The sequence below is a fragment of the Escherichia sp. E2748 genome (genome assembly GCF_005781125.1).
GTDB lineage: Bacteria > Pseudomonadota > Gammaproteobacteria > Enterobacterales > Enterobacteriaceae > Escherichia.
The window spans coordinates 37,883-55,040 of sequence record NZ_VATP01000022.1 but is presented as its reverse complement, the minus strand read 5'-3'; the positions used below and the strand labels follow the sequence as shown (position 1 = coordinate 55,040).

Annotated in this window: 15 protein-coding genes; 11 read left to right on the top strand and 4 right to left on the bottom strand. The window is 50.8% G+C overall.

Annotated elements, in window-relative coordinates; genetic code table 11:
* Nucleotides 1-223: 223 nt before the first annotated feature.
* Together malS and avtA are read left to right on the top strand one after the other, a co-directional pair.
* Nucleotides 224-2,254, top strand: coding sequence for an alpha-amylase (malS, locus tag FEK42_RS17730; protein WP_138211906.1), 2,031 nt, complete (start codon nucleotides 224-226; stop codon nucleotides 2,252-2,254).
* Nucleotides 2,255-2,428: 174 nt separating this feature from the next.
* Nucleotides 2,429-3,682, top strand: a complete 1,254-nt coding sequence (gene avtA / locus FEK42_RS17725; RefSeq protein WP_130260106.1) for a valine--pyruvate transaminase — start codon at nucleotides 2,429-2,431, stop codon at nucleotides 3,680-3,682.
* 141 nt (nucleotides 3,683-3,823) lie between these two features.
* Here the strand turns inward: avtA and FEK42_RS17720 are convergent, their stop codons facing one another.
* Both FEK42_RS17720 and yiaJ read right to left on the bottom strand, forming a co-directional pair.
* Nucleotides 3,824-4,297 (bottom strand): 4Fe-4S binding protein, encoded by a 474-nt coding sequence (locus FEK42_RS17720; RefSeq protein ID WP_135493124.1) that lies wholly within the window; start codon nucleotides 4,295-4,297, stop codon nucleotides 3,824-3,826.
* A gap of 101 nt (nucleotides 4,298-4,398) precedes the next feature.
* Nucleotides 4,399-5,232 (bottom strand): IclR family transcriptional regulator YiaJ, encoded by an 834-nt coding sequence (gene yiaJ / locus FEK42_RS17715; RefSeq protein ID WP_130260105.1) that lies wholly within the window; start codon nucleotides 5,230-5,232, stop codon nucleotides 4,399-4,401.
* A gap of 214 nt (nucleotides 5,233-5,446) precedes the next feature.
* Here yiaJ and yiaK point away from each other — a divergent pair, with 214 nt between their 5' ends.
* The 9 genes from yiaK to araD all read left to right on the top strand — a co-directional run bounded on the left by yiaK (nucleotide 5,447) and on the right by araD (nucleotide 13,502).
* On the top strand, nucleotides 5,447-6,445 hold the full coding sequence (yiaK, locus tag FEK42_RS17710; protein WP_130260104.1) for a 3-dehydro-L-gulonate 2-dehydrogenase: 999 nt from the start codon (nucleotides 5,447-5,449) through the stop codon (nucleotides 6,443-6,445).
* Nucleotides 6,446-6,456: 11 nt separating this feature from the next.
* Nucleotides 6,457-6,924 (top strand): YhcH/YjgK/YiaL family protein, encoded by a 468-nt coding sequence (locus tag FEK42_RS17705; RefSeq protein ID WP_135493125.1) that lies wholly within the window; start codon nucleotides 6,457-6,459, stop codon nucleotides 6,922-6,924.
* Between the two features lie 124 nt (nucleotides 6,925-7,048).
* Nucleotides 7,049-7,522: a 2,3-diketo-L-gulonate TRAP transporter small permease YiaM gene (gene yiaM / locus FEK42_RS17700; RefSeq protein WP_130210018.1), complete on the top strand. Its 474-nt coding sequence runs from the start codon at nucleotides 7,049-7,051 to the stop codon at nucleotides 7,520-7,522.
* A 2-nt stretch (nucleotides 7,523-7,524) separates the two neighbouring features.
* Nucleotides 7,525-8,802 carry a 2,3-diketo-L-gulonate TRAP transporter large permease YiaN gene (gene yiaN, locus FEK42_RS17695; RefSeq protein ID WP_130258798.1) on the top strand — a complete coding sequence of 426 codons (1,278 nt, stop codon included), beginning with the start codon at nucleotides 7,525-7,527 and terminating at the stop codon, nucleotides 8,800-8,802.
* A gap of 12 nt (nucleotides 8,803-8,814) precedes the next feature.
* Nucleotides 8,815-9,801, top strand: a complete 987-nt coding sequence (gene yiaO, locus FEK42_RS17690; RefSeq protein ID WP_131161465.1) for a 2,3-diketo-L-gulonate TRAP transporter substrate-binding protein YiaO — start codon at nucleotides 8,815-8,817, stop codon at nucleotides 9,799-9,801.
* A 3-nt stretch (nucleotides 9,802-9,804) separates the two neighbouring features.
* Nucleotides 9,805-11,301 (top strand): L-xylulokinase, encoded by a 1,497-nt coding sequence (gene lyxK / locus FEK42_RS17685; RefSeq protein WP_138211905.1) that lies wholly within the window; start codon nucleotides 9,805-9,807, stop codon nucleotides 11,299-11,301.
* Nucleotides 11,298-11,960 (top strand): 3-keto-L-gulonate-6-phosphate decarboxylase UlaD, encoded by a 663-nt coding sequence (gene ulaD, locus FEK42_RS17680; RefSeq protein WP_135491269.1) that lies wholly within the window; start codon nucleotides 11,298-11,300, stop codon nucleotides 11,958-11,960. The genes lyxK and ulaD overlap by 4 nt, the downstream gene beginning before the upstream one ends.
* Complete coding sequence (locus tag FEK42_RS17675) at nucleotides 11,953-12,813, top strand: L-ribulose-5-phosphate 3-epimerase (protein ID WP_135493127.1); 861 nt, start codon at nucleotides 11,953-11,955, stop codon at nucleotides 12,811-12,813. Before ulaD ends, FEK42_RS17675 begins: the two co-directional genes overlap by 8 nt.
* Nucleotides 12,807-13,502 carry an L-ribulose-5-phosphate 4-epimerase gene (araD, locus tag FEK42_RS17670; protein ID WP_135408284.1) on the top strand — a complete coding sequence of 232 codons (696 nt, stop codon included), beginning with the start codon at nucleotides 12,807-12,809 and terminating at the stop codon, nucleotides 13,500-13,502. Before FEK42_RS17675 ends, araD begins: the two co-directional genes overlap by 7 nt.
* A gap of 81 nt (nucleotides 13,503-13,583) precedes the next feature.
* Here araD and FEK42_RS17665 read toward each other — a convergent pair whose 3' ends face one another.
* Nucleotides 13,584-14,639: a YiiG family protein gene (locus FEK42_RS17665; RefSeq protein WP_135493128.1), complete on the bottom strand. Its 1,056-nt coding sequence runs from the start codon at nucleotides 14,637-14,639 to the stop codon at nucleotides 13,584-13,586.
* Between the two features lie 211 nt (nucleotides 14,640-14,850).
* Nucleotides 14,851-17,157, bottom strand: coding sequence for a hypothetical protein (locus FEK42_RS17660; protein ID WP_135493129.1), 2,307 nt, complete (start codon nucleotides 17,155-17,157; stop codon nucleotides 14,851-14,853).
* Nucleotide 17,158: the final 1 nt, after the last annotated feature.

Below are 17,158 nucleotides of genomic sequence, written 5' to 3'. Positions count from 1 at the left end.
ACCCCAAGGAATAGTCCAAATCTGAAACTATGTCACGTGTTAACCGTTCAGATTGGCGCTAAATCGCAGAAAATGTGGGGTTTATCGCAAAAAATAAGCTTAAATCTCAGGTGAAATACTCCCCCTTTCGTCTCATCCTGGCGCAATCCTCATCAGGGAGGAGTTTTACCAGTATTATCACTGGCAAACTGGTGAAATTCGCAGCAACAAGGACTCATCCATTATGAAACTTGCCGCCTGTTTTCTGATACTCCTGCCCAATGTTGCCATTGCCACCGACTGGACATCTCAGGGATTTCCCACCTTTGCTGAACAAAGTGCAGGAACATTTGTTAGTCATGCGCAGCTGACCAAAGGTACGCGACCGCTGACGCTAAATTTTAACCAACAATGCTGGCAGCCTGCGGATGCGATAAAACTCAATCAGATGCTTTCTCTCAAACCTTGCGACAGCACGCCCCCTCAGTGGCGATTGTTCAGGAACGGTGAATATACGCTGCAAATAGATACCCGCTCCGGCACACCAACGTTGATGATTTCGGTCCAGAACACCACCGAACCGGTAGCGAATCTGGCTCGTGAATGCCCCAAATGGGATGGAAAACCACTGACGCTTAATGTCAGCGGCACTTTCCCGGAAGGTACGGTAGTCCGGGATTATTACAGCCAGCAAATCGCGACGGTGAAGAATGGCCAAATAACGTTACAACCTGCCGCCACCAGTAACGGCTTGCTACTGCTGGAACGGGCAGAAACCGCCACATCCGCCCCCTTCAACTGGCATAACGCCACGATTTATTTTGTACTAACAGACCGTTTCGAAAACGGCGATCCCAGCAATGACCAGAGCTACGGACGTCATAAAGACGGCATGGAGGAAATTGGCACTTTCCACGGCGGTGATTTACGCGGCCTGACCAACAAACTGGATTATCTCCAGCAGCTGGGCGTCAATGCTTTATGGATAAGCGCCCCATTTGAGCAAATTCACGGCTGGGTCGGCGGCGGTACAAAAGGCGATTTCCCACATTATGCCTACCACGGATATTACACACAGGACTGGACGAATCTTGATGCCAATATGGGCAACGAAGCCGATCTACGGACGCTGGTTGATAGCGCGCACCAGCGCGGTATCCGCATTATTTTTGATGTGGTGATGAACCACACCGGCTATGCCACGCTGGCGGATATGCAGGAGTTTCAGTTCGGCGCGTTATATCTTTCTGGTGACGAGCTGAAAAAAACGCTGGGCGACCACTGGAGCGACTGGAAACCTACCGCCGGGCAAACCTGGCATAGCTTTAACGATTACATTAATTTCAGCGACAAAACAGGCTGGGATAAATGGTGGGGGAAAAATTGGATCCGTACCGATATCGGCGATTACGACAATCCTGGATTCGACGATCTCACCATGTCGCTAGCCTTTTTGCCGGATATCAAAACCGAATCAACTACCGCTTCTGGTCTGCCGATATTCTATAAAAACAAACCGGATACCCACGCCAAAGCCATTGACGGCTATACGCCGCGCGATTACTTAACCCACTGGTTAAGCCAATGGGTCCGCGACTACGGTATTGATGGTTTTCGGGTCGATACCGCCAAACATGTTGAGTTGCCCGCCTGGCAGCAACTGAAAACTCAGGCCAGCGCCGCACTTCGCGAATGGAAAAAAGCTAACCCCGAGAAAGCATTAGATGACACACCTTTCTGGATGACCGGCGAGGCCTGGGGCCATGGTGTAATGCAAAGCGACTACTATCGCCACGGATTCGACGCGATGATCAATTTTGATTATCAGGAACAGGCGGCGAAAGCGGTCGATTGCCTGGCGCAGATGGATACCACCTGGCAGCAAATGGCCGAGAAATTGCAAGATTTCAATGTGTTGAGCTATCTCTCCTCGCATGATACCCGCTTGTTCCGCGAAGGGGGCGACAAAGCAGCAGAGTTATTGTTACTCGCGCCAGGTGCAGTGCAAATCTTTTACGGTGATGAATCCTTACGTCCGTTCGGTCCCACCGGTTCTGATCCCCTACAAGGCACACGTTCTGATATGAACTGGCAGGATATCAGTGGTAAATCTGCCACCAGCGTCGCGCACTGGCAGCGCATCAGTCAGTTCCGCGCACGGCATCCAGCCATTGGCGCAGGCAAACAAACGGCGCTTTCGCTGAAGCAGGGCTACGGATTTGTCCGTGAACACGGCGACGATAAAGTGATGGTCGTCTGGGCGGGGCAACAGTAACTTTTCCGGCTTCCCGTGCGGCAGTACGTCGGGAAGCCACCCAGACTAAAATACCATCCTAACCGAAAACCACAGCATAAAGTGTCAATCCACCGTCAACAGCGTGATTTGCACCCTGGCAAATGTAGCGTTATTGTTACCTTCCTTGCTACAGAGTTCGACAGATATCCCGCTATGACATTCTCCCTTTTTGGTGACAAATTTACCCGCCACTCCGGCATTACGCTGCTGATGGAAGATCTGAACGACGGTTTACGCACGCCCGGCGCGATTATGCTCGGTGGCGGCAATCCGGCGCAGATCCCGGAAATGCAGGATTACTTCCAGACACTGCTGACCGACATGCTGGAAAGCGGTAAAGCAACGGATGCGCTGTGCAATTACGACGGCCCGCAAGGAAAGACGGAGCTACTGTCGCTACTTGCCGGGATGCTACGTGAGAAACTAGGTTGGGATATCGAACCACAGAATATTGCACTAACAAACGGTAGCCAGAGCGCGTTTTTCTACTTATTTAACCTGTTTGCCGGACGCCGTGCCGATGGCCGGATCAAAAAAGTACTGTTCCCGTTGGCACCGGAATACATTGGCTACGCGGATGCCGGGCTGGAAGAGGATCTGTTTGTCTCTACGCGTCCGAATATCGAACTACTGCCAGAGGGCCAGTTTAAATATCACGTCGATTTCGAACATCTGCGCATTGGCGAAGAGACGGGGATGATTTGCGTCTCGCGACCGACGAACCCAACAGGTAATGTGATAACCGATGAAGAGTTGCTGAAGCTGGATGCGCTGGCGAATCAGCACGGGATCCCGCTGGTGATTGATAACGCCTATGGCGTCCCGTTCCCGGGCATCATCTTTAGCGAAGCGCGCCCGCTGTGGAATCCGAATATCGTGCTATGCATGAGCCTTTCCAAGCTGGGTCTGCCAGGTTCGCGCTGCGGCATTATCATCGCCAATGAAAAAATCATCACCGCCATCACCAATATGAACGGCATTATCAGCCTCGCGCCTGGCGGCATTGGTCCGGCGATAATGTGTGAAATGATTAAGCGTAACGATCTACTGCGCCTGTCAGAAACGGTCATCAAGCCGTTCTATTACCAGCGTGTTCAGGAGACTATCGCTATCATTCGCCGCTATTTACCGGAAGATCGCTGCCTGATTCATAAACCCGAAGGGGCAATATTCCTCTGGTTATGGTTTAAGGATTTGCCGATTACCACCGAGCAGCTCTATCAGCGCCTGAAAGCGCGCGGCGTGCTGATGGTGCCGGGCCACAACTTCTTCCCAGGGCTGGATAAACCGTGGCCGCATACACATCAATGTATGCGCATGAACTACGTACCAGAGCCGGAGAAAATTGAGGCGGGTGTGAAGATTCTGGCGGAAGAGATTGAACGCGCCTGGGCTGAAAGCCATTAAAAATTGCCTGATGCGCTGCGCTTATCAGACCTACATAATTTCTGCAATCAATTGAATTTGTAGGTCGGATAAGGCGTTTACGCCGCATCCGGCATAAACAAAGCGCACAATTCCGGCGTTGAATAACGCCGGAAAAACGTTTCAAACAGGCTGCTGCCGTAGCCGATGCCGCTGGATTTTCTCGACATCCATACATTGCAACGCCTGTGTCGGGCAGGCTTCAACACAGGCCGGTCCCGTCGCCCGATGCCAGCACAGATCGCACTTAATCGCCCTCGCCTTTTTGCGCGCCGAAACCACCTCCATCGCACCAAACGGGCAAGCCAGCATACAGCTTTTACAGCCAATACAACGTGATTGTTCAACAAAGATATGCCCATGTTCGCGGCGAATCGCCTCCACAGGGCAGACATTCGCACACGGAGCATCTTCACACTGATGACAGGCTACTGCAGTGGTCCAGGTATGGTCTTTGATGACTCGAATTCGCGAAATAAACTCGCCCGGCGACAACGCAGAGCAATCCTGATTTTCCTGATGCGACACCGCGCAAGCCACTTCACAGGTACGGCAACCGATACATTTCGTCGCATCCGCAATAATAAACCGGTTCATGATCACTCCTTTGCACTAAAACAGCAGAGTGCCAGAGAGCGCCCCTCTACTGCTTTGATCCAACGAAGGAAATGTTAAAGTTTTGTCACCTGTCTAAAGCGTTATGTGATTGCACTCTGGTCGTCTCTGACAGTAAATCCCAGTTCATTAGAGATGGCCTGAGCGGTTTCACGCAGTGGTTTCAGAAGATTCTTCTCCCCTACCTGTTTCAACCGTGATGTCGAAAGCGAAATCGACACGGCATACGGCACTCGTCGATGAATATCAAATACCGGAACAGCAATACAGGAGACACCGAGCTCATTTTCTTCTCTGTCCATCGCTACTCCGCTTTCACGAATGTGCGCCAGTTCGTCGAACATCGCAGGTAACTCGGTAATGGTATTGCGGGTTAACGGTTGGATCTCATTCTGATGGCTTTCCCAGTACGACTTCACGTAGTCCGGGTGACCAAACGCCATGTAGACCTTGCCCATTGCGGAACAGTAGAGCGGCATATGCTGACCAATATAGGCGCGAGTACGCAGCATACCCGTGGTGGGTTCCAGTTTATAAATCAAAATAGCGTGATCATCTTCGCGACTGGAGAAATTAATGGTTTCGCCGGTGGCGATGTTGAGCGTCTCAAGATGCGGGGCTGCGATATGAATGATATTCAGCGAAGACAAAGCCTTTTGACCGACGGCAATAAATTTGGTGGTCAGGCGGTAACTCCCTGCGGCAGGCGCGGTGGTCACATAGCCACAGGACTGTAATCCCTGCAATAAACGATGGACGGTACTTTTGTTTAAACCTGCCAGTTCTGAGAGATGCGCCAGTGGGCAACCGTTTGGATAGTTACTCAAAATCTCAATCAGCATCAACCCACGAAACAGGCTCTGACTTCCGGCTGGACGCTCTTTTTCCTGTGCCATCTCGTTCTCATTTTTTCCCATCGCTTTTTCCCCATTTTGTCGCGTCCTGATGGTAGCGCAAAGTGTGTCGTAGTTCACGATCTCGACAGATAATTTATAACATTTTGATTTATATGATTTTTGAAAATCATGGCGCGGATTGCTTTGTTAAAAAGCGATCGATATATTTGAAATCAAATTTCGCATAGTGGAATTTTAAGCTAAAAAAGCGTTCAAAAAAACAAGGAAGCCAGGGATGAAAGTGACATTTGAGCAGTTAAAAGCGGCCTTTAATCAGGTCTTAATTTCACGTGGCGTTGGCAGCGAAACTGCCGATGCCTGCGCGGAAATGTTCGCCCGCACCACCGAGTCCGGCGTTTATTCCCACGGTGTAAATCGTTTCCCCCGTTTCATTCAACAACTGGATAACGGCGATATCATTCCTGACGCCCAACCCAAACGCGTGACCAGCCTCGGTGCGATTGAGCAGTGGGACGCTCAGCGCTCAATCGGCAACCTGACGGCGAAAAAGATGATGGATCGCGCCATCGAACTGGCTGCCAGTCACGGAATTGGCCTGGTGGCGTTACGTAACGCCAATCACTGGATGCGCGGCGGCAGCTACGGCTGGCAGGCGGCGGAAAAAGGCTATATTGGCATTTGCTGGACCAACTCCATCGCCGTGATGCCGCCGTGGGGCGCAAAAGAGTGTCGCATCGGCACTAACCCGCTGATCGTAGCCATTCCTTCCTCACCCATTACGATGGTCGATATGTCGATGTCGATGTTTTCCTACGGCATGTTAGAAGTTAACCGCCTGGCAGGTCGTCAGCTCCCGGTAGATGGTGGCTTTGATGATGAGGGCAATTTGACCAAAGAACCTGGCGTTATCGAGAAAAATCGCCGCATTTTGCCGATGGGCTACTGGAAAGGTTCGGGCATGTCGATTGTGCTGGATATGATCGCTACTCTCCTTTCTGATGGCGCATCGGTTGCTGAAGTCACCGAGGATAACAGCGACGAATACGGTATTTCGCAAATCTTTATCGCCATTGAAGTAGACAAACTGATCGAAGGCACCACCCGCGACGCCAAGCTGCAACGCATCATGGATTACGTTACCACCGCCGAACGCGCTGACGAAAACCAGGCTATTCGTTTACCCGGACACGAATTTACTACTTTGCTGGCAGAAAACCGCCGTAACGGTATTACCGTTGACGACAGCGTATGGGCAAAAATTCAGGCGTTATAAGGAGATAGACCATGATATCTGGACATATCACGCAGCCTAATCCGTGCCGTTTACCCGCTGCCATTGAAAAGGCGCTCGATTTTCTGCGCGCTACCGACTTTAACGCCCTGGAACCGGGCGTTGTCGAAATCGACGGCAAGAATATTTTTGCGCAAATTATCGACTTAACGACGCGCCAGGTGGAGGAAAATCACCCAGAAGTACATCGTCGCTATATTGATATTCAATATCTGGCATGGGGCGAAGAGAAAATCGGCATTGCTATTGATACCGGAAATAATAAAGTCAGCGAATCCCTATTAGAACAGCGCGATATTATTTTTTATCACCATTGTGAAAAAGAATCATTTATTCAAATGACGCCCGGCAGTTACGCTATTTTCTTCCCTCAGGATGTTCATCGACCAGGTTGTATTCTGGAAGCAGCCTCTGAGATACGAAAAGTTGTGGTTAAGGTCGCATTAACGGCGCTGGATTAACCGAAGACTCTTCTACGCCAGAACGACAAGGTAATGTCATTGCGCTAAATATATATATCCTAAATATTTCAAATCGCATCACATGCAATCTGAAGTATGACGAGTATAGCCTAAAGGAATAGCTATGAAGAAAATACTTGAAGCAATACTGGCGATTAATCTCGCCGTGCTCTCCTGTATTGTGTTTGTAAATATTATTTTAAGATATGGTTTTCAGACAAGTATTTTATCTGTAGATGAATTATCGCGTTATTTATTTGTCTGGTTAACATTTATTGGCGCAATTGTGGCTTTTATGGATAACGCCCACGTTCAGGTCACCTTTCTGGTAGAGAAACTCTCTCCCGCATGGCAGCGACGAGTCGCTCTGGTCACCCATTCCTTAATCTTATTTATTTGTGGTGCACTGGCTTGGGGCGCAACGCTAAAAACAATTCAGGACTGGAGCGATTATTCACCGATCCTCGGTTTGCCCATCGGCCTGATGTATGCCGCTTGCCTGCCCACCAGCCTTGTTATCGCTTTCTTTGAACTGCGTCATTTATATCAACTCATCTCGCGCAGCGATTCTGTTACGCCACCACCGCAAGGAGCTTAATCATGGCTGTGCTGATTTTTCTGGGCTGCCTGTTGGGTGGCATTGCTATCGGTTTGCCTATTGCCTGGGCACTTTTGTTATGTGGCGCAGCGTTAATGTTCTGGCTGGAGATGTTTGATGTCCAGATTATGGCGCAAACGCTGGTGAACGGAGCCGACAGTTTCTCCCTGCTGGCGATACCATTCTTTGTGCTGGCGGGTGAAATCATGAATGCGGGCGGCTTGTCAAAACGCATTGTTGACCTGCCGATGAAACTGGTTGGGCATAAACCTGGCGGGTTAGGCTACGTGGGTGTTCTGGCGGCAATGATTATGGCAAGTCTTTCCGGTTCTGCCGTTGCGGATACCGCCGCCGTTGCCGCGCTATTAGTGCCGATGATGCGCAGCGCCAACTACCCGGTCAACCGGGCCGCGGGGCTAATTGCCTCAGGCGGGATTATCGCTCCCATTATTCCACCTTCCATTCCATTTATTATTTTTGGCGTTTCCAGTGGTTTGTCCATCAGCAAACTGTTTATGGCAGGAATTGCCCCAGGCATTATGATGGGCGCAACGCTGATGCTCACCTGGTGGTGGCAGGCCAGTCGTCTTAATTTACCCCGCCAGCAAAAAGCGACAATGCAGGAAATCTGGCACTCTTTTGTCTCCGGTATCTGGGCGCTGTTTCTTCCGGTCATCATTATTGGGGGTTTTCGCTCCGGTCTGTTTACTCCTACCGAAGCCGGGGCCGTTGCTGCTTTCTATGCGTTGTTTGTCGCCACAGTTATTTACCGTGAAATGACCTTCGCCACACTTTGGCATGTGCTAATTGGCGCGGCGAAAACGACCTCAGTGGTCATGTTTCTGGTGGCCTCGGCACAAGTTTCCGCCTGGCTGATTACCATTGCTGAACTGCCGATGATGGTTTCTGATTTACTGCAACCGTTGGTCGATTCACCACGTTTGTTGTTTATCGTGATTATGCTGGCAATTTTGATCGTTGGCATGGTTATGGATTTAACACCAACCGTGTTAATTCTCACTCCGGTATTAATGCCTTTAGTTAAAGAGGCTGGCATTGATCCGATTTATTTCGGTGTCATGTTTATCATCAACTGTTCAATCGGCTTAATTACACCCCCCATCGGTAATGTACTTAACGTTATTTCAGGTGTGGCGAGATTAAAATTTGATGATGCAGTCAGAGGCGTTTTCCCTTACGTATTGGTTTTATATTCTTTATTAGCCGCATTTATTTTTATTCCCGATCTCATCATCCTCCCTTCGAAATGGATTAATTAAAAGGAAAATATTATGAAATTACGCTCTGTAACCTACGCATTATTCATTGCTGGCCTGGCTGCATTCAGTACATCTTCACTGGCGGCGCAATCATTACGTTTCGGTTATGAAACCTCACAAACCGATTCACAACATATTGCGGCGAAAAAATTCAATGAATTATTACAGGAGAGAACCAAAGGCGAACTGAAATTAAAACTGTTCCCGGACAGCACTCTCGGTAACGCACAGGCGATGATTAGCGGCGTGCGCGGCGGCACTATTGATATGGAGATGTCCGGCTCGAATAACTTCGCCGGGTTGTCGCCGGTGATGAACCTGCTCGACGTTCCTTTCCTGTTCCGCGACACCGCCCATGCGCATAAAACGCTTGATGGTAAAGTCGGTGATGACCTGAAAGCCTCCCTTGAAGGTAAAGGACTGAAAGTACTGGCCTACTGGGAAAACGGCTGGCGCGATGTCACCAACTCGCGCGCACCGGTTAAAACGCCTGCCGACCTGAAAGGGCTGAAAATCCGCACCAACAATAGCCCGATGAATATCGCAGCATTCAAAGTCTTTGGCGCTAACCCGATCCCGATGCCGTTTGCCGAAGTCTATACCGGGCTGGAAACCCGCACCATCGACGCCCAGGAGCATCCGATCAACGTCGTCTGGTCGGCAAAATTTTATGAAGTGCAGAAGTATCTTTCTCTGACACACCACGCCTATTCACCGCTTCTGGTGGTAATCAACAAAGCGAAGTTTGATGGCTTAAGCCCGGAGTTCCAGCAAGTGCTTATCTCATCCGCGCAAGAAGCGGGCAATTACCAGCGCAAACTGGTCGCCGAAAATCAGCAAAAAATCATCGATGGCATGAAAGCGGCTGGCGTTGAAGTTATTACCGATCTCGATCGCAAAGCCTTTAGCGACGCACTGGGTACTCAGGTTCGCGACATGTTTGTTAAAGATGTTCCGCAGGGCGCCGACCTGCTGAAAGCCGTGGATGAGGTGCAATAAACCATGACGCAATACTGGCTGGGGTTAGATTGTGGCGGTAGCTGGCTGAAAGCCGGGCTGTATGACCGCGAAGGCCGGGAGGCAGGCGTGCAGCGCCTGCCGCTATGCGCATTAAGCCCGCAGCCAGGCTGGGCAGAGCGCGATATGGCAGAACTGTGGCAATGCTGCACTGCTGTCATTCGCGCCCTGCTTACCCATTCCGGCGTCAGCGGGGAACAAATTGTTGGCATCGGTATCTCCGCTCAGGGAAAAGGTTTGTTTTTACTGGATAAAAACGACAAGCCGCTCGGTAATGCTATTTTGTCTTCGGATCGCCGGGCGATGGAAATCGTTCGTTGCTGGCAGGAAGATGGTATCCCGGAAAAACTCTACCCGCTGACCCGACAAACCTTGTGGACCGGGCATCCGGTGTCATTGTTACGCTGGTTGAAAGCGCACGAACCGGAACGCTACACGCAAATTGGCTGCGTGATGATGACGCACGACTACCTGCGCTGGTGTTTAACTGGCGTGAAAGGCTGCGAAGAGAGCAATATTTCCGAGTCCAATCTTTACAACATGAGTCTTGGGGAATATGACCCGTGTCTCACCGACTGGCTGGGGATCGGTGAAATCAACCCCGCCCTGCCGCCTGTTGTGGGATCTGCCGAAATCTGCGGGGAAATCACCGCTCAGACAGCCGCACTGACAGGTCTGCAAGCGGGTACGCCCGTTGTCGGCGGCCTGTTTGATGTGGTTTCTACCGCACTCTGCGCCGGGATCGAAGACGAATTTACCCTCAATGCGGTGATGGGCACCTGGGCGGTGACCAGCGGCATAACCAGCGGTCTACGTGACGGTGAAGCGCATCCGTATGTCTATGGTCGCTACGTTAACGATGGTGAATTTATCGTGCACGAAGCCAGCCCTACTTCTTCCGGCAACCTCGAATGGTTTACCGCACAGTGGGGAGAAATCTCGTTTGCAGAGATCAACCAGGCGGTTGCCAGCTTGCCGAAAGCCGGTGGCGATCTCTTTTTCCTGCCGTTCCTGTACGGCAGCAACGCCGGACTCGAGATGACCAGCGGTTTCTACGGGATGCAGGCCATTCACACCCGCGCGCATCTGTTGCAGGCCATCTATGAAGGCGTGGTGTTCAGCCATATGACTCACCTCAACCGAATGCGCGAACGTTTTACTGATGTTCACACCCTGCGCGTGACTGGCGGCCCGGCGCACTCCGATGTCTGGATGCAAATGCTGGCGGACGTTAGCGGCTTACGTATCGAGCTGCCGCAGGTGGAAGAAACCGGCTGTTTTGGCGCAGCACTTGCCGCCCGCGTCGGCACCGGGGTTTATCGCAATTTCAGCGAAGCCCAACGTGACTTACAGCACCCGGTACGCACCCTGCTGCCGGATATGACCGCGCATCAACTTTACCAACAAAAATACCAACGCTATCAGCATCTCATTGCCGCACTTCAGGGTTATCACGCCCGCATTAAGGAGCACACATTATGAGCCGACCACTTCTGCAACTGGCCCTCGACCACTCATCACTTGAAGCCGCGCAGCGCGACGTGACGCTGTTAAAAGACAGCGTCGATATTGTTGAAGCGGGTACCATTCTCTGCTTAAACGAAGGGCTTGGCGCGGTGAAAGCCTTGCGCGAACAATGCCCGGACAAAATCATCGTTGCTGACTGGAAGGTCGCCGACGCTGGTGAAACACTCGCGCAACAGGCTTTTGGCGCAGGCGCTAACTGGATGACCATCATCTGCGCCGCGCCGCTCGCCACGGTAGAAAAAGGCCACGCGATGGCGCAACGCTGCGGCGGTGAAATCCAGATAGAGCTGTTTGGTAACTGGACACTGGACGACGCCCGTGACTGGCATCGTATTGGCGTGCGGCAGGCCATTTATCATCGTGGTCGTGATGCACAGGCCAGCGGGCAACAGTGGGGCGAGGCCGATCTGGCGCGCATGAAGGCGCTTTCCGATATCGGCCTTGAGCTTTCCATTACTGGCGGGATTACCCCTGCTGACCTGCCGCTGTTTAAAGAGATCCGCGTGAAGGCGTTTATTGCTGGGCGGGCCCTGGCGGGCGCAGCAAATCCGGCGCAGGTGGCTGGCGATTTCCATGCGCAAATCGATGCTATCTGGGGAGGCGCGCGTGCGTAATCATCCGTTAGGGATTTATGAAAAAGCGCTGGCGAAAGATCTCTCCTGGCCGGAGCGGCTGGTGCTGGCAAAAAGCTGCGGCTTTGATTTTGTCGAAATGTCAGTGGATGAAACCGACGAACGGCTTTCACGTCTTGACTGGAGCGCCGCACAAAGGGCTTCGCTGGTTGCCGCGATGATCGAAACGGGTGTTGGGATCCCGTCGATGTGCCTGTCCGCACATCGTCGCTTTCCTTTTGGTAGCCGTGACGACGCGGTACGCCAGCGGGCACGGGAGATCATGAGTAAAGCGATTCGCCTGGCGCGTGATCTCGGCATTCGCACCATTCAACTGGCTGGTTACGACGTCTATTACGAAGACCATGACGAAGGCACGCAGCAACGCTTTGCTGAAGGGCTGGCGTGGGCGGTCGAACAGGCTGCTGCCGCGCAAGTGATGCTGGCGGTGGAGATTATGGATACCGCATTTATGAACTCCATCAGCAAATGGAAAAAATGGGATGAGATGCTCGCCTCGCCGTGGTTCACCGTCTACCCGGACGTCGGCAACCTCAGTGCCTGGGGCAATGATGTTCCCGCTGAACTAAAACTGGGCATTGACCGTATTGCCGCAATCCACCTGAAAGACACTCAACCCGTTACCGAACAAAGCCCCGGACAGTTCCGCGACGTGCCGTTTGGCGAAGGCTGTGTCGATTTTGTTGGCATCTTCAAAACGCTGCATGAGCTGAACTATCGCGGATCATTTCTGATTGAGATGTGGACCGAAAAAGCCAAAGAGCCGGTGCTGGAGATTATTCAGGCGCGGCGCTGGATTGAAGCGCGTATGCAGGAGGCGGGATTTACATGTTAGAGCAACTGAAAGCCGACGTGCTGGCGGCGAATCTGGCGCTTCCCGCTCACCATCTGGTGACGTTCACCTGGGGCAATGTCAGCGCGGTAGACAACACGCGGCAATGGATGGTAATCAAGCCTTCCGGTGTCGAGTACGACGTGATGACCGCCGATGATATGGTGGTGGTTGAGATAGCCAGCGGCAAGGTGGTGGAAGGCAGCAAAAAGCCCTCGTCCGACACACCAACGCATCTGGCGCTCTACCGTCGCTATGCGGAGATTGGCGGCATTGTGCATACCCACTCGCGCCACGCCACCATCTGGTCACAGGCCGGGCTGGATCTCCCCGCCTGGGGCACCACGCACGCTGATTACTTCTATGGTGCCATCCCCTGCACACGCCAGATGACCGCAGAGGAGATCAACGGCGAGTATGAATACCAGACCGGCAAAGTGATCATTGAAACTTTCGAAGAACGTGGCAGGAGTCCGGCACAAATTCCGGCGGTACTGGTGCATTCTCACGGTCCGTTCGCATGGGGTAAAAACGCCGCCGATGCGGTGCATAATGCCGTAGTGCTGGAAGAATGCGCCTATATGGGCCTGTTCTCACGCCAGCTCGCGCCGCAGCTTCCTGCCATGCAAAACGAACTCTTAGATAAGCACTACCTGCGTAAGCATGGGGCCAATGCTTATTACGGGCAATAATCTCTCACGCCGGGGCTTCATCGCCCCGGTACTATGAATTGATATGCTCCCGATTACATTGCGCACAAAAATCAGAAACGTTTAACGCAGGCGATTATAGTTACCGACCAGTTCATTATAAGCTTGTAATGATTTCGGATATGAGTCCTCGACCATCCAGCTTGTGTTTGCGTCCTGAAGTTTCTTTTTATCCCAGTCAGAATACGGGACTTTATCTCTGATACGACGAACATATTTTTTAGATGCAATTTGATATCGGTCTGCTGCCCCTGTGAAGAGAGAATTCATACTGTCTTTACTCACTTCTTTGGCTTGCGCCACCAGCGTTTCAAGTTCAGCCACTTTCTTCATTGCCGCTTCTGCATCAAACTTCTCTTGCGATATCAGGTTATTAATTTGTTTCGCTGAAATCATGGCAGCCAGAGAGTAGTAGTGGAATGTTTTCCCTTCTCTTTGTTCAATATTTTTCAGTTCTACAAGCTGACGCTTATCATTAATTTCCTGAATTGCCGCATGATAAGATTCTGCTACAGGTTCAAAGGCTTCAAGATTTTTTAAGAATGTCTGGTGCAGCGTTTTCCCTTTGGCAAACGCATCGTCTTTATAATTTTCCTGGGTGTAATATTTATCCATTTCGTTAATGGTATTACCCAACGCCACGGCAGCATCAATATAACTCACCGCCACGCCATCAATAGGTTGCAGCGCAGGCGTTAACGCCACGACTCTTTTTATTCCTTTTTGACACTCAGAGAGATTGGATTCACTAATGCTGTAGATGCCATAAACAATGCTCTCTTTACCCGTTGGTCCCTGTTTAAAATCTTTCAGCCAGTCGGCATAACGCGCCAGACTGCGCTGTACAGGGATCTGTAACTTGTTGTAGCACTTGATATAGACATCCATTTTTTCATCGAAAACCGCTTGTTCATCCACCACCGGTTGCGCAGGCGTTTCAGGTTTAGCTTCTGCTTTTGCAACGGGAGCTTCAGTAGGTTTCGCTTCAGGGGCTGGTGCGGCAGGTTGACTATTGGCGGGCTGGGGAGTTTCTGTTTCAGTTTTTTTATCATCACATCCGGTGATACCGAGGGCCATTATAGCGATAATAATAGCTGAAGATAATAAATTCCTTTTCATTTAATTGCCTTATAAATATATAGATAAGAGAGTGAATATAATAAAGGAAAAAAGAAAATGTCACTACGCGTGTTTTGTTTATAAATAAATCTATAATATCCACAAAATGAATGAGTCCTGTAATTTAATCTCTAAATCACAGGACTTATTTTAATTAACGGCACAACCCTGGCGAGAGGGAGTGTCATCTCCCCCCGCCATTAATCACGCACTACATCCCGTAGCGTTCGGCAATAGCGGCATGCTTCTCTTCATTCGCCCCGGCTTCTTTGGCAAGACGCCACCAGCACAACGGATGTTCCCAGTCAGCGGTCAATTCGTGCAAGGTCTTGTCGATATCACCTTTAGAAACTGAACGCGGCGCACTGATAACAAAGTAGAATGCGGGAAGTGGCTGCGCATCTTCACCCTGATGACTGTCCGTTAACGTATAGTCGTCATTACTGTTGCTCCAGTAGTACCAGTTTCGTTCGCGGAGCGCCTCACGGAAGGCATTAAACTGTTCTTCACCAGGCATGACACCTTCGCAGAACCAGGACTCGCCGTATTCGGTCGGAATAATGGTTTGCAGGCAGGCATAAAGTGGCGTGAAATTCTTCTGCTCTTCTTCGTCTTCAGGTCGGGTGTTCAACATTTCTGCATCGAAAACCACAACCTCATCAACATGTTGCGGATAATCAGTGCGGTAAGTTGGCTCAATGATCCTTGCTGTTACCGGCCCAATACGTTGAGCATAGTAATAGCGGTATTCATAATTTTCCCGGAAGCGGATGTTTAACAGCCCCCATTTTTCATCAATAAAACCTTCGCCTTCCGTGAGTTCGATTTCCAGTTCAGTAGCAATAGCACGAACCAAATCCCATTGTTGCAGGATGCTGGCGGTCGCCATGATATCCCACTGGAGATTTCGAATATCTTCTTCACGGCTAATCATCAGTTGCTGTAATTGCTGTAAATAATCCAGTTGTCGATCCCAGGCTTCCTGTTTTTGTGCTGCCCAGGAGCACATGCGATAAACGCCAACCCACTCACGCCCTTTTTCGTGTTGCAGCAACTGTTGCCCAATCGACTCCAGTTCACTCCAGTCTTCCTGTTGGTTGATCACCCGCGCACGGAACCACAGTGCCATATGTAGCAGACCCGCCTGTTCATACAGCTTCGCCAGGTGCTCGATCGCTTGCTGATCGCCACGGTTAAGCAAGAGATCCAGTAGATCGAAGCAAAGGCCGTTATCTTCCTGAAGATGGATTTCAACGTGGCGTTGCAGAAGTTCGATCGACTCATTAATCGCATTACAGGCGTTTAACGCATTGACCAGTTTGCCCAGCAATTCCGCATCATCTGGCGTGTTCAGATAAGCGCGACGGAATATCTCTACGTCTTTTTCTGGATCTGGCTGCGTTTCTTCATCGCTATTTTCAGGTACTTCTACAACCGGACGAGCAAGCAACTCCGCCTCTTTGGCGGCGATTTTTTCACTAAGTTCGAGAAACTCGCGATCAACGCCCACTAACGAACGTAATTTCGGCATGTGCCGTTGGGCCTGTTTCATCGCCATTTTGGCCACCCAGACGGATTCACGCTCCAGCGCCAGAGTGATTTGCAGTTTTGCCAGATCAACCGCTTTGCGGTGCGCCCCGGCCTGCGAACGTTGATCCAGCATTGTCTGGATGATGCGCGCCAGCTGCCAGTGGTTTCTCTGTGGATGGCGAGGAAGCAGTACGGTAATAATCTTTACCCACATGCCCCATGAATAGGGGGTCAGATCTGACCAACGCGGTAATTCTTCCCAGACTTCTTCGTCCTGCCCGCATAACGCCATAATGTACAGTTTTTTGAGATGATAATTGATGCGATCACGGCCCCAGTAATCATTCTCTTTTGCCAGTTCATCAATCAGTTCACGAGCTTCATCGTAGCGCTGAAGGGCAACCAAAATATCAGCGCGTGTTGCCAGCAGCGCTTCTAAATATTCACTCCCCGATGCTTTCACCGCCTCGATTTGCCTGTCGATATAAACCAACGCTTCTTCTGTTTTGTTGGAGTCCACCAGTGCACTGGCATACTCGCAGGATAAACACATAAAACAGCTCCAGGTCGGATCAATGCGCGCGATGGTTTCCTCACATACTGCCATGCGTTCATTCGCCCAGCCTGGGCCATCGATATTTTCGTAGCAGGCTGATAAATCCTGGGTAACACAAATGGATTGCGGGCAATCTTTCGCCTCTTCCCGATGCGCTTTTTCAAACAGCGCCACCACGTCTGGCAGTACTTTTTCGCCTTCTTCGCGGTTAGTGAGACGATGGCGCATTTCCCAGTGACCAATAAAAATCTCCAGCCACGGATTTTTTGCCACCTGGGTAAGCGCTTTTACTTCAGGTAATAGCGAATCGCACTTTTCCATTTGCAGGTGCATAACGCCTTCCGAATAATCATCGATAAGTTGCGGAATATATTCCTGCCCGGCATCGCGCAACTCCTTAGTATATTTGTGGTACCACTCCCATATATCCATT

Coding starts and splice junctions, on each gene's coding strand:
- FEK42_RS17720 (WP_135493124.1), bottom strand. CDS start 4,297: ATGAACCGGTTTATTATTGCGGATGCGACGAAATGTATCGGTTGCCGT.
- FEK42_RS17665 (WP_135493128.1), bottom strand. CDS start 14,639: ATGAAAAGGAATTTATTATCTTCAGCTATTATTATCGCTATAATGGCC.
- avtA (WP_130260106.1), top strand. CDS start 2,429: ATGACATTCTCCCTTTTTGGTGACAAATTTACCCGCCACTCCGGCATT.
- ulaD (WP_135491269.1), top strand. CDS start 11,298: ATGAGCCGACCACTTCTGCAACTGGCCCTCGACCACTCATCACTTGAA.
- yiaO (WP_131161465.1), top strand. CDS start 8,815: ATGAAATTACGCTCTGTAACCTACGCATTATTCATTGCTGGCCTGGCT.
- FEK42_RS17660 (WP_135493129.1), bottom strand. CDS start 17,157: ATGGATATATGGGAGTGGTACCACAAATATACTAAGGAGTTGCGCGAT.
- FEK42_RS17705 (WP_135493125.1), top strand. CDS start 6,457: ATGATATCTGGACATATCACGCAGCCTAATCCGTGCCGTTTACCCGCT.
- yiaN (WP_130258798.1), top strand. CDS start 7,525: ATGGCTGTGCTGATTTTTCTGGGCTGCCTGTTGGGTGGCATTGCTATC.
- yiaJ (WP_130260105.1), bottom strand. CDS start 5,232: ATGGGAAAAAATGAGAACGAGATGGCACAGGAAAAAGAGCGTCCAGCC.
- malS (WP_138211906.1), top strand. CDS start 224: ATGAAACTTGCCGCCTGTTTTCTGATACTCCTGCCCAATGTTGCCATT.
- lyxK (WP_138211905.1), top strand. CDS start 9,805: ATGACGCAATACTGGCTGGGGTTAGATTGTGGCGGTAGCTGGCTGAAA.
- yiaM (WP_130210018.1), top strand. CDS start 7,049: ATGAAGAAAATACTTGAAGCAATACTGGCGATTAATCTCGCCGTGCTC.
- yiaK (WP_130260104.1), top strand. CDS start 5,447: ATGAAAGTGACATTTGAGCAGTTAAAAGCGGCCTTTAATCAGGTCTTA.
- araD (WP_135408284.1), top strand. CDS start 12,807: ATGTTAGAGCAACTGAAAGCCGACGTGCTGGCGGCGAATCTGGCGCTT.